At 40.4% G+C, this 11824-nt stretch carries 16 protein-coding genes and 1 tRNA gene; 12 read left to right on the forward strand and 5 right to left on the reverse strand.

The features are described from left to right. The first annotated feature begins 19 nt into the window (after window positions 1-19). The 3 genes from ADI74_RS04770 to ADI74_RS04780 all read left to right on the forward strand — a co-directional run bounded on the left by ADI74_RS04770 (window position 20) and on the right by ADI74_RS04780 (window position 5165). Window positions 20-1099, forward strand: coding sequence for a carbamoyl phosphate synthase small subunit (locus tag ADI74_RS04770; RefSeq protein WP_049537374.1), 1080 nt, complete (start codon window positions 20-22; stop codon window positions 1097-1099). Between the two features lie 442 nt (window positions 1100-1541). Then, window positions 1542-4718 (forward strand): carbamoyl-phosphate synthase large subunit, encoded by a 3177-nt coding sequence (gene carB / locus ADI74_RS04775; RefSeq protein ID WP_049537376.1) that lies wholly within the window; start codon window positions 1542-1544, stop codon window positions 4716-4718. A gap of 126 nt (window positions 4719-4844) precedes the next feature. Further along, a complete protein-coding gene (locus tag ADI74_RS04780) occupies window positions 4845-5165 on the forward strand; it encodes a heavy metal-binding domain-containing protein (RefSeq protein ID WP_049537378.1) in 321 nt (106 codons plus the stop codon). Between the two features lie 44 nt (window positions 5166-5209). Here ADI74_RS04780 and ADI74_RS04785 read toward each other — a convergent pair whose 3' ends face one another. The 3 genes from ADI74_RS04785 to ADI74_RS04795 form a co-directional block, all read right to left on the reverse strand. After that, window positions 5210-5452 (reverse strand): type B 50S ribosomal protein L31, encoded by a 243-nt coding sequence (locus tag ADI74_RS04785; RefSeq protein ID WP_000710762.1) that lies wholly within the window; start codon window positions 5450-5452, stop codon window positions 5210-5212. Window positions 5453-5611: 159 nt separating this feature from the next. Then, window positions 5612-6388 carry a lantibiotic ABC transporter permease gene (locus tag ADI74_RS04790; RefSeq protein WP_049537380.1) on the reverse strand — a complete coding sequence of 259 codons (777 nt, stop codon included), beginning with the start codon at window positions 6386-6388 and terminating at the stop codon, window positions 5612-5614. A 105-nt stretch (window positions 6389-6493) separates the two neighbouring features. Then, a complete protein-coding gene (locus ADI74_RS04795) occupies window positions 6494-7438 on the reverse strand; it encodes a DHH family phosphoesterase (protein WP_049537382.1) in 945 nt (314 codons plus the stop codon). Window positions 7439-7541: 103 nt separating this feature from the next. Here ADI74_RS04795 and ADI74_RS04800 point away from each other — a divergent pair, with 103 nt between their 5' ends. The 9 genes from ADI74_RS04800 to ADI74_RS04840 all read left to right on the forward strand — a co-directional run bounded on the left by ADI74_RS04800 (window position 7542) and on the right by ADI74_RS04840 (window position 10814). Further along, window positions 7542-7985, forward strand: coding sequence for a flavodoxin (locus ADI74_RS04800; RefSeq protein ID WP_001162125.1), 444 nt, complete (start codon window positions 7542-7544; stop codon window positions 7983-7985). 115 nt (window positions 7986-8100) lie between these two features. After that, complete coding sequence (locus ADI74_RS04805) at window positions 8101-8367, forward strand: chorismate mutase (RefSeq protein ID WP_049537383.1); 267 nt, start codon at window positions 8101-8103, stop codon at window positions 8365-8367. Then, on the forward strand, window positions 8364-8738 hold the full coding sequence (gene crcB / locus ADI74_RS04810; RefSeq protein WP_049537385.1) for a fluoride efflux transporter CrcB: 375 nt from the start codon (window positions 8364-8366) through the stop codon (window positions 8736-8738). Before ADI74_RS04805 ends, crcB (ADI74_RS04810) begins: the two co-directional genes overlap by 4 nt. Beyond that, entirely contained in the window at window positions 8732-9061 is a 330-nt protein-coding gene (gene crcB / locus ADI74_RS04815) for a fluoride efflux transporter CrcB (protein WP_049537388.1), read from the forward strand. Before crcB (ADI74_RS04810) ends, crcB (ADI74_RS04815) begins: the two co-directional genes overlap by 7 nt. 118 nt (window positions 9062-9179) lie before the next feature. Then, window positions 9180-9527: a 50S ribosomal protein L19 gene (rplS, locus tag ADI74_RS04820; protein WP_001068670.1), complete on the forward strand. Its 348-nt coding sequence runs from the start codon at window positions 9180-9182 to the stop codon at window positions 9525-9527. 43 nt (window positions 9528-9570) lie between these two features. Next, window positions 9571-9642 (forward strand) — tRNA-Arg (locus ADI74_RS04825). Window positions 9643-9902: 260 nt separating this feature from the next. Beyond that, window positions 9903-10238: a type II toxin-antitoxin system RelB/DinJ family antitoxin gene (locus tag ADI74_RS04830; protein WP_049537390.1), complete on the forward strand. Its 336-nt coding sequence runs from the start codon at window positions 9903-9905 to the stop codon at window positions 10236-10238. Beyond that, window positions 10231-10518: a type II toxin-antitoxin system YafQ family toxin gene (locus ADI74_RS04835; protein ID WP_049537391.1), complete on the forward strand. Its 288-nt coding sequence runs from the start codon at window positions 10231-10233 to the stop codon at window positions 10516-10518. The genes ADI74_RS04830 and ADI74_RS04835 overlap by 8 nt, the downstream gene beginning before the upstream one ends. A gap of 11 nt (window positions 10519-10529) precedes the next feature. After that, window positions 10530-10814, forward strand: a complete 285-nt coding sequence (locus ADI74_RS04840) for a hypothetical protein (protein WP_049537392.1) — start codon at window positions 10530-10532, stop codon at window positions 10812-10814. A gap of 108 nt (window positions 10815-10922) precedes the next feature. On the opposite strand, the gene ADI74_RS04845 is transcribed toward ADI74_RS04840, so the two are convergent. Together ADI74_RS04845 and ADI74_RS04850 are read right to left on the reverse strand one after the other, a co-directional pair. Next, entirely contained in the window at window positions 10923-11348 is a 426-nt protein-coding gene (locus ADI74_RS04845) for a toxin (protein WP_049537394.1), read from the reverse strand. 2 nt (window positions 11349-11350) lie between these two features. Next, window positions 11351-11683, reverse strand: a complete 333-nt coding sequence (locus tag ADI74_RS04850; protein ID WP_049537395.1) for a helix-turn-helix domain-containing protein — start codon at window positions 11681-11683, stop codon at window positions 11351-11353. Window positions 11684-11824 lie beyond the last annotated feature (141 nt).

An 11824-nucleotide genomic window follows, 5' to 3' on the forward strand; every position in this document is an offset into this window, starting at 1 on the left:
GTCCACGAGAGGTGACTATATGACAAAACGACTTCTAGTATTAGAAGATGGCACTGTTTTTGAAGGCAAGGCCTTCGGAGCAGATATTGATGTAACAGGTGAAATCGTCTTTAATACAGGGATGACCGGCTATCAAGAATCCATTACAGACCAGTCTTATAATGGACAAATCTTGACTTTCACATACCCATTGGTAGGAAACTATGGGATTAACCGTGATGACTACGAATCCATCAGTCCTACCTGTAAGGGAGTAGTAGTTTTTGAAGAAGCGCGTAGAGCCAGCAACTGGCGCAATCAAATGACCTTGGACGAATTCTTGAAAGCCAAGAAAATCCCTGGTATCTCAGGGATTGATACTCGTGCGCTTACAAAGATTATCCGTAAGCATGGTACTATGAGGGCAACCCTTACGCATGTTGGTGATACCATGGACCATATTGCAGACCAGCTCCAAGCAACAGTCTTGCCGACAGATAATATCAAGCAAGTCTCTACTAAGACAGCTTATCCTGCTCCTGGAGTTGGATTGAGTGTCGTTCTGGTAGACTTTGGTCTCAAACACTCCATCTTACGCGAACTTTCGAAACGGAACTGTAACGTGACCGTGGTTCCATACACAACCACAGCAGAAGAAATTCTCCATCTCAACCCTGACGGCGTCATGTTGTCAAACGGTCCAGGGAACCCAGAAGATGTCCCTCAGGCCCTCGATATGATTCGTGGTGTGCAAGGGAAAATTCCAATCTTTGGTATCTGTATGGGGCACCAACTTTTTGCTATGGCAAATGGAGCCAAGACCTACAAGATGAAGTTTGGTCACCGTGGATTTAATCACGCGGTTCGTGAAATTGCAACAGGACGAGTAGACTTTACTAGCCAGAACCATGGTTATGCGGTTAGCCGTGAGGACTTGCCAGAACACTTGATCATTACCCACGAAGAAATCAATGACAAGTCAGTTGAAGGTGTGCGTCACAGATACCAACCAGGTTTTTCTGTACAATTCCACCCAGATGCAGCTCCTGGGCCACACGACGCTAGCTACCTCTTTGACGAGTTTATCGAGATGATGGAAGCTTTTAAACAAGCCAACTAAGAACGAGTAAGACTCGTCGGAGAATTTATGGAATTGAACACGGACGGAAAGCTCGGAATTTAGAGAAACCAAGGAAGGATTGCTATCCTTGGTTTCCTAAAATTCAGTCGCTTTCTTATCGTCCTTTGTATCTTATTTAATGTCGCCCTGTGAGGCGACGAATAGAAAGGCAGGTCGTTTCTTTTAGTCGCTATCAGGCGAACTAAAAACTCCCTGCACTAGATTTTTTATCGAAAATGATCGTTTCTCTAAAAAATCGTCGGAGAATTTATTTAATGGCAACCTGAGAGTTGCCGAATAGAAAGGAGAAGGTACAATGTTCGCGGAAGTGAACACGCCCTAAGAACTGTGTGAAAAAGATAAACATCGTCTTGACGCTAAAGGCGTCTGCACCGAGTTTCCTATTTTCACTGTGTTCTTGACGGGCTTTGTATCATAAACTATGCCTAAACGTACTGATATTCAAAAAATTATGGTGATTGGTTCTGGTCCGATTATTATTGGTCAGGCTGCTGAGTTTGACTACGCTGGGACCCAGGCCTGCTTGTCTTTGAAAGAGGAAGGCTATGAGGTTGTTTTGGTGAACTCAAACCCTGCAACCATCATGACGGACAAGGAGATTGCGGACAAGGTTTACATCGAACCGATTACACTTGAGTTTGTGACGCGAATTCTCCGTAAGGAACGTCCAGATGCCTTGCTTCCAACTCTTGGAGGCCAAACAGGGCTCAATATGGCCATGGAATTGTCTAAAAACGGTATTTTAGATGAGCTTGGAGTAGAGCTTCTAGGTACTAAATTGTCTGCCATCGACCAAGCAGAGGATCGTGACCTCTTTAAACAATTGATGGAAGAGCTTGAGCAACCAATCCCAGAGTCTGAAATTGTCAACACAGTAGAAGAAGCTGTTGCCTTTGCAGCGACAATTGGCTACCCAGTCATCGTCCGTCCAGCCTTTACCCTAGGTGGTACGGGTGGTGGTATGTGTGCCAACGAGGAAGAATTGCGTGAAATCGCTGAAAATGGGTTGAAACTGTCACCTGTTACCCAATGTTTGATTGAGCGTTCCATTGCAGGTTTCAAGGAAATCGAATACGAAGTCATGCGTGACTCGGCTGATAATGCCCTCGTTGTTTGTAACATGGAAAACTTTGACCCAGTTGGGATTCACACAGGGGACTCCATTGTATTTGCCCCTGCGCAAACCATGTCAGACTATGAAAACCAAATGCTCCGTGACGCGAGCTTGAGCATTATCCGCGCTCTCAAGATTGAAGGTGGATGTAACGTTCAGCTAGCCCTTGATCCGCATAGCTTTAAGTACTATGTTATCGAAGTAAACCCTCGTGTATCGCGTTCTTCTGCCCTTGCATCTAAGGCGACAGGTTATCCGATTGCTAAATTGGCAGCTAAGATTGCCGTCGGTTTGACCTTGGATGAGGTCATCAACCCAGTTACAGGATCAACCTATGCCATGTTTGAGCCAGCCCTAGACTATGTGGTTGCTAAGATTCCTCGTTTCCCATTCGACAAGTTTGAAAAAGGGGAACGTCGTCTTGGTACCCAGATGAAGGCAACTGGAGAAGTTATGGCTATCGGTCGGAACATCGAGGAGTCACTCCTCAAGGCCTGTCGTTCACTTGAAATTGGCGTTCACCACAATGAAATGCCTGAGCTTGCAGCGGTTTCAGATGATGCTTTGATTGAAAAGGTTGTCAAAGCCCAAGATGATCGTCTCTTCTACGTTTCAGAAGCCATTCGCCGTGGTTACACACCAGAAGAAATTGCTGAATTGACCAAGATTGATATCTTCTATCTTGATAAACTCTTGCATATCTTTGAAATCGAGCAAGAATTGGGTGCTCATCCACAAGATCTAGAAGTTTTGAAAACAGCTAAGCTAAATGGCTTCTCAGACCGTAAGATTGCTGAACTCTGGAAAACAACAGCTGATCAAGTTCGTCAACTTCGCTTGGAAAACAAAATTATCCCAGTTTATAAGATGGTTGATACCTGTGCGGCAGAGTTCGACTCTGAAACGCCATATTTCTATTCTACCTATGGTTGGGAAAATGAATCTATCAAATCTGACAAGGAATCCGTCCTAGTCCTAGGTTCAGGTCCAATCCGTATCGGTCAAGGGGTTGAGTTTGACTACGCAACGGTTCACTCTGTTAAGGCCATCCAAGCAGCTGGTTACGAAGCCATCATTATGAACTCAAACCCAGAGACCGTTTCAACAGACTTCTCTGTGTCTGATAAGCTCTACTTTGAACCGTTGACTTTCGAAGATGTGATGAATGTTATCGACTTGGAGCAACCAAAAGGCGTTATCGTTCAGTTTGGTGGTCAAACAGCTATCAACCTTGCGGAGCCATTGGCAAAAGCAGGTGTGACCATCCTTGGTACGCAAGTCGCTGACCTAGACCGTGCAGAAGACCGTGACCTCTTCGAGCAAGCCCTTAAAGACTTGGATATTCCACAGCCACCAGGACAAACGGCTACCAATGAAGAAGAAGCCGTGCTTGCAGCTCGCAAGATTGGCTTCCCAGTCCTTGTTCGCCCATCTTATGTCTTGGGGGGACGTGCCATGGAAATCGTTGAAAACGAAGAAGACCTCCGTTCTTACATGCGTACCGCTGTTAAGGCTAGTCCAGATCATCCAGTTCTTGTCGACTCTTATATCGTCGGACAAGAATGTGAAGTTGATGCCATCTCAGACGGACAAAATGTTCTCATTCCAGGTATCATGGAACATATCGAACGTGCTGGTGTCCACTCAGGTGACTCAATGGCTGTTTACCCTCCACAAACCTTGTCTCAAAAGGTGCAAGAAACGATTGCAGATTACACTAAGCGTCTGGCAATTGGTCTCAACTGTCTTGGTATGATGAACATTCAGTTTGTTATCAAGGATGAGAAAGTATACGTCATTGAAGTAAACCCTCGTGCTAGCCGTACCGTACCATTCCTTTCTAAAGTAACCAACATCCCTATGGCTCAGGTTGCGACTAAGTTGATTCTTGGTCAAAGTCTTGAAGAACTTGGTTATCAAGATGGACTTTACCCAGAAAGCACTCGCGTTCATATCAAGGCGCCAGTCTTCTCCTTCACCAAGTTAGCTAAGGTAGATAGCCTGCTTGGTCCTGAAATGAAGTCAACAGGGGAAGTCATGGGCTCTGATGCTACTCTAGAAAAAGCTCTCTATAAAGCCTTTGAAGCTTCTTACCTCCATTTGCCAACTTTCGGAAATGTAGTCTTCACCATTGCAGATGATGCCAAAGAAGAAGCCTTGGACTTGGCTCGCCGTTTCCAAAATATCGGTTACGGTATCCTCGCGACAGAAGGAACTGCAGCCTTCTTTGCGAGCCATGGACTGCATGCTCAGCCTGTTGGTAAGATTGGTGATGATGAGAAGGATATCCCAAGCTTTGTTCGTAAAGGAAAAATTCAAGCAATCATCAATACTGTCGGAACCAAACGAACTGCTGACGAAGATGGTGAGCAAATCCGCCGTTCAGCCATTGAACACGGTGTGCCACTCTTTACAGCACTAGACACAGCAGATGCCATGCTTAAGGTGCTAGAAAGTCGTAGTTTTGTCACAGAAGCGATTTAACCAAGAAAAAAGAGAAGACTCCAAGTCTTCTCTTTTTTGATGAGAGTATAAAAACAATAAGGAATTTCTTGACAAAGACAATGAAAGGGCTTACAATGTTCTAAAAGAAGCAAGGAGGACCTAAAGATGATTATTTCAACTACGGTGATCGAAGGAAAGAAAGTCCTAGAATACAAAGGAATTGTCTTTGGCGAAGTGGTTGCTGGGGTTAATATGTTCAAAGATATGGCGGCTGGTTTCCGTAATATTTTTGGCGGTCGTGCTAGTAGTTATGAAGGCGAATTAACCCAAGCGAGAGAAGAAGCTTTAGCAGAAATGATGGCGCGTGCGAGTGAACGTGGCGCAAATGCTATCATTGGGGTTAAGATGGACTATGAAACCTTAGGTGCTGAGAATGGTATGCTGATGGTTACCTGTAGCGGAACAGCAGTGGTGCTTGAGTCCTGATTTGAAGAAAGAAAAAAGAACAGTCGAAGCTGTTCTTTTTATGATTATTTGAGACCGTATTTTTTGTTGAAACGATCCACGCGTCCATCTGCTTGAGTGAACTTTTGACGTCCAGTGTAGAATGGATGTGAGTCTGATGAAATTTCCACACGGATCAATGGGTAAGTTTCGCCTTCGAACTCAACAGTTTCGTTAGAGCGTTTTGTTGAACCGCTAAGGAATTTGTAACCAGTAGTTGTGTCCATGAAGACAACTGGGCGATATTCTGGATGGATATCTTTTTTCATTTTGCAATATTTCCTTTCTGCCATGGTCTCTTTGTGAGCCATAGATTGTTACCTTACTAGTCTATCAGATTCTGGTAAGTTTGGCAAGTCTTTTCCCTGATTTTATTAAAAATATCGATAAAAATCACCCCAGTTTTTACTGAGGTGATAGGAGAAGAATTATTTGTCCGCCTGACTTGGATCTTTTTGTTCTTCTTTCTCTTCATTTTTAAATTCAGTAGTTTCTTCTTCAGCTAATTCAGTTGCAACTGATTCTTCTTTAACAGGTTCTTTATTTTCCGTTTCAGCTTCGACATGAGCTGGTTCTGTAGTTTCTTCATTTTGCTCAGATTCCTTTTCTACGGTCTCAGCTGTAGTTTCTTCATTTTGCTCAGATTCCTTTTCTACGGTCTCAGCTGTAGTTTCTTCTTTTTTATGTTCTTGAGTTTCTTTTTTGATTTCCTCTACTGCAGTTTTTACGGTAGTACTTGTTACGCGTCCGACTGTTTGAGCAAAATCTTTTCCTGATTCAGCTAATTCTGCTAATGAGTCTTTTGTGATTTTACCACCTGACATTGCCAAGAGACCAGTCACTACAAGGGCAATACTAGCAAGAAGGGAAAGAATCAAACCAAAACCGATTGAAACGCCGTATCCACCAATATGAGTTACATACTTGTTTATGCTGAATAAATTAACAAGAGTGACGAGAGTAGAAATTGCACCTGCAACAATGACACTAATGGCAAAACCTTTAGGCATTGGTTTATTGACATTATTCAAGCACGTCAGAACAATAGAGACAATAGCCGCGATGATAACAAACCAGCCATCTCCGTTAAAACCGTGCACACTATAGGAGCCAAAAGCACCAGCATTCAAACTAGCCCAGGGTAAGAGTGAACCTAGAATGGCTACTCCAGCAGAAATGAGAATAAACAAACGATTTTTTTCCATAATAAGTCTCCTTTTCTTTTCATTGGTTTATTATACCATAAAGTGAGTGACAAAGAAACCGTATATTTTCAAGAAAAAAGAATGGGAAAAGGCTAAGAATGAATCTTAGCCTTGATTTGTTCTTGCGACTTCTTGAAGCTTCCCGTATATTTGTTCATTTTCCTCTAAACTATAAGAATTGGCTCCACTTGCTAACGGATGGCCACCACCGTCATGTTCCTTGGCAATCTGGTTAATTGGATGAATTTTACTACGTAAACGAACGCGGTAATGTCCGTCAGCTTGCTCGACAAAAATCCCCCAGAGACTGACACTGTCAATTCTTCCTGGTGCACCGACAATAGCTGCGGTTTCAGCGTCAGTAACATTATACTCTTTCAAGATTTCTTGACTGAGAAGAACGCGAGCAGCTCCGTTTTCATCAACTTCTAAGTGATCATAAACATACCCTTGAAGTTTTGCAATTTTATAGCTAATGGTATCCATCTTGCGTGTCAAACTAGCAAAGTCAAAGTTGTACTCTCTCAAGGAAGAAGCGATACGAAGGGTTCGGGCTGAGGTAGAAGGATAAAGGAAACGGCCTGTATCCCCAATGATCCCAGCAAATAGGAGTTCAGCAGCTTGATCTGACAGGTTTAGTTGAGTATTTTCTGCAAATAGGGCAATCATCTCACTAGCACTGCTTGAGCCAGTATCGACCCAAGACAAGTCTCCGTAAACATCATCGTTAGGATGGTGGTCAATCTTAATCAGAAAGTCACCTTGATGATAACGCTTATCATCGATACGAGCAGTATTGGCTGTATCGCAGACAATGACAAGAGCTCCTTGGTAGTCACTATCTTGAACAGTATCCATTTCTGCCATCCAAGTCAAAGTCGGTTCATTATAGCCGACAGCTTTGATGGTCTTTTCAGGAAAATGGTATGTGAGAAGAGCTTTCAAGCCCACTTGACTCCCTAAGGCATCAGGATCTGGTTTCATATGACGATGAATGATAATGGTATCGTATTCTTTGATTTTCTCTAATATTTGCCGGCAAATTTCCATAAATAACCTCAATTCTTTCTCATTTCATTGTAGCACAAGAATTTTTATTTTTAAAATGAAAAAGATATGATATAATGGAGAAAGATAAATTGAGGAGGACGATATGGCATTAGCAAAAATTGTATTTGCCAGTATGACCGGTAATACCGAAGAAATTGCAGATATTGTAGCAGATAAATTGCGTGACTTGGGCTTGGATGTCGATGTTGATGAATGTACGACTGTTGACGCTTCAGACTTCTTGGAAGCGGATATCGCAATCGTTGCGACCTATACTTATGGCGATGGAGAATTGCCAGATGAGATGATGGACTTCTACGAAGACCTTGCAGACCTCAACTTGAATGGTAAAATCTACGGAGTTGTTGGTTCAGGTGACACCTTCTACGACGAATTCTGTAAGGCTGTCGATGACTTTGATCGCGTTTTTGTAGCGACAGGTGCAGAAAAAGGTTCAGAATGTGTTAAAGTTGATCTCTCTGCTGAAGAAGAAGATATCGAACGCTTGGAACAATTCGCAGAAGAATTGGCTGCAAAAGTAGGATAAGAATCAAGCTGCGCTGACTGGAAGGAGTCAGTGCAGTTTTTAGTAGTTAAACTAGATTTTACTAGCCTATTTGGTGGCTTTTTGATACAATAATTCAAATAAAGGAGGAGACACTATGGATTTAGCTAGTATTCGGCAAGAAATTGATCAAATCGACGACCAAATTGTTAATCTCTTGGAAGAACGAATGCATTTGGTTGAGAGTGTAGTTGCCTATAAGAAAACCTCAGGAAAACCTATTTTAGACACCAAGCGAGAAGAAGTCATTTTTGAAAAGGTAAGAAGTCGTGTAAGCAATAAGAATTACCAAGAAACCATTGTTGCGACTTTTTCAGATATTCTCAAACGTTCGCGTGATTATCAGGAACAAAACATCAAATGAAAAAAGAACAATTCTATCCGCTAGGGATTTTTTTAGCTGGTATGTTGGGTGGCCTTGTCCGCTATTTTCTATCTAGTCAGTTGCCAACCAGTCCTGACTTTCCTTGGGGCACCCTCCTTGTCAACTATCTGGGTATTTTCTGCTTGGTCTATCTGGTAAAAGGCTATCTGATCTATAAGGGAAGCAGTAAAGGTTTGGTTTTGGCGCTGGGGACGGGTTTTTGCGGAGGTTTAACAACCTTTTCTAGCCTGCTCTTGGACGCTGTGAAATTGCTCGATACTGGGCGTTATCTTAGTTTAGGCATCTACCTACTTTTGAGTATTGGCGGAGGCCTGCTCTTGGCTTATGTTCTAGGGAGGAAGAAATGGTAATCGTCTATCTTGCAGTCGCCTGCGGGCTTGGAGCCCTAGTGCGTTATTTCTTTTCCCACTATAATCAAGCTTCTAAATTGCCTTTAGGAACTCTCATAGCCAATCTTCTCGGTTGTTTTTTAATTGGCTTACTCTACAATCATGTGGAGTCCAAGGAAGTTTATGCTATCCTGGCGACAGGTTTCTGTGGTGGGTTGACGACCTTTTCAACTCTGAATGACGAGCTGCAAAGACTGTTAAGTGACAAGAAGGTATTTTATAGCTATTTACTCTTAACTTACCTAGGCGGGTTTCTAGCGATTTTTTTAGGGATTCTGCTATAAATTCCTTTACTTTTAGGTGGAAATTTGGTAAACTGTATCTTGTGTGTAATGGACGCACAAAAATACAGTTTATCCGCTGAGGAAGGTTCCTCAAGATTGACAAAGATAGGAGAAAAAAATGAATCCATTAATCCAAAGCTTGACTGAAGGTCAACTTCGTACAGATATCCCATCATTCCGTCCTGGTGACACTGTTCGTGTACACGCGAAAGTTGTCGAAGGTAACCGTGAACGTGTTCAGATCTTTGAAGGTGTTGTTATCGCACGTAAAGGTGCTGGCATCTCAGAAAACTACACAGTTCGTAAAATCTCTAACGGTGTAGGTGTTGAGCGTATCTTCCCAATCCACACTCCACGTGTTGAAAAGATCGAAGTTGTTCGTTACGGTAAAGTACGTCGTGCGAAATTGTACTACTTGCGTGCACTTCAAGGTAAGGCAGCTCGTATCAAAGAAATCCGTCGTTAATTCGACTAAAAAAACTCTGCTTACCCAGCAGGGTTTTTCTCTAGCTCCCTTAGTTCAATGGATATAACAACTCCCTCCTAAGGAGTAGTTGCAGGTTCGATTCCTGCAGGGGGCATTTTGGGAAGTGTAAAGAAAAACAAAGAATATTTAAAGTGTTAGTTTAAAGGCAATCATCACAAGTTAGCTTTTTAGAATAGGTTAGTATTTTTGGAATTTTTGACCAAACTGTGACCAAAATTTGACCAAAAGTCAATGAATATAGAACAAAGTAGATCAGGAAGCTGGTCTATTTTGTTTTGTATTTGATTATTGGATAGTTGTATTGTAGGTCTGAAAGTGGTACAATAGATATACAATAAAAAAGGAGAAAATATCATGTCAACTATAGCTGTAAGGGTAGATGATGAATTAAAAAAAGAAGCAACTGTGATTTTTAATGAGTTAGGTTTAGATATGTCAACTGCTGTGAAGTTGTTTTTGAAGCAAAGTGTGTTGACGAGAAGTATTCCGTTTGAGTTAAAACTTGATTCAGATTATGAAATTGAGTTAGAAGATGGTGATTATATTCGTACAAGAAATATAGATGAATATAATGAAGTTACTCAGCAGGCTTTTAAAGAGAGTATCAGTAAATATAAAAATGAGGGGATAACAAAAAGTACCGAAAGTGTAGATGATTATTTTGAAAGAATGGTAAGAGAAAATGCTTAGTTATGAGTTCTCGAATAGATATAATAAAGATTTAGCCAAAATAATTAAGCGTGGAATAGATGTAACTCCTATCAATGAAGCAGTTAAGAAGATAGTAAATGATGAAGAATTGGGTTATGAATATAAAAAGCATGTTTTAGAGCCTAGAAAAAGAATACCTAAGCTGTGGGAAATTCATATTGGGGGTAGGAAGTCAGATTTGCTTATGATTTATTATTACCTAGAAAGAGGTACTCATGTTGTATTTGAACGTGTAGGTACACATTCGGATTTGTTTTAAGGAGATAGAATATGGAAATTAAAGAAATAAGTTATCAAGATAGAGTTCCAAAAAATATGATTTCAAAATTTAATTATTTTGTGAGAGATTTTCTGAGGGAGTATTCGGATCAGCTAGATAAAATGGAAGCTGGGTCAGAAATGGTGGTCAAAAAAGAATATGAAGGAGATTTAGAAGTTTATTTTGTTAAGATTAGGTTTAAAAGAAAAGGTGGTGGCTTTTTTACTGGCAATTTGAATAATGAATTAGCTGTAACTTGCAATGATGAATTTTGGGGAAATGTTATTCTAGAATAAAAAGCGAAGGAAAATCAAATGTTCCTGGATATTTGATTCGTTTTTTAGGTCAAAATAGGCAACCAGGTATTAAATATTTGTTCGGAAATAGAAAAAAATAACACTATCTTAGATAATGTTATTTTTTTTGTTCTCATTGTAAAATTGTGTAGCTATTTCTTTAACGTAGTTTTCGTATTTAGAAGGAATATCAGCGTTTTTGAGATAGTCTTGATAATTGAAACTATCGTCTATGGGATATTCAATATTGACTAAACTCATGAAGTCAAGGATTCGTCCTTTTTCGCTTTCATTTTCTATATGATTTTTATAGGAATCTATCTGAGAAAGTGAGTTGTTGCAGTCGTCATTGATTAGATGGTGTTTTTCATGAAGAAGGACATTTATTTTTTCAATATCACTTGTGTCAGATCGAAGAAAGATAAAGTGTTTATTATTTGCAAGTACATATCTACCTTTGCTTGATAAGTTTTTAAGAGTGATAACTTGGCAATTTAATTGTTCAATCTCTTTGATAACTTTGTTTAGATTCATAGTTATTTCTTATTAGAAAAGTAGTCTTTTAGAAAGTTCTTAATGATTTCTCTGTCATTATCTGTAATGGGTGTACCATCATAAGCGACGGAATTATCAATAGCATTATCTATGTCAGCCTCTAAGTCACAATCAGGAATATCTGTTTTACCTAGTAAGTAGTCTATTGAAACATTGAAGAAGTTTGCTAGTTTTTCAACCATATCATGTTTTGGTTTTCGTTCTCCTTTTTCGTAAAAGGCGATATTTTGTTGACTTGTGTTTATAGCTTCAGCAAGTTCCTTTTGAGTTATATTAGCTTTATTACGAAGTTCTTTTAGTCTGATTTCAAGCATATTTTATCTCCGAAAAAAAAATAAAAAAATTTTAAAAAAACTATTGACTTCTAACAACAAAAGTTGTTAAAGAAAAAAGTTCTTTGAAAATTTAATAAAAAACGTGTCAGACAACAACGAATCATTGACTAACACGATTAA

The organism is Streptococcus pseudopneumoniae (assembly GCF_001074565.1).
Taxonomy (GTDB): domain Bacteria; phylum Bacillota; class Bacilli; order Lactobacillales; family Streptococcaceae; genus Streptococcus; species Streptococcus pseudopneumoniae_J.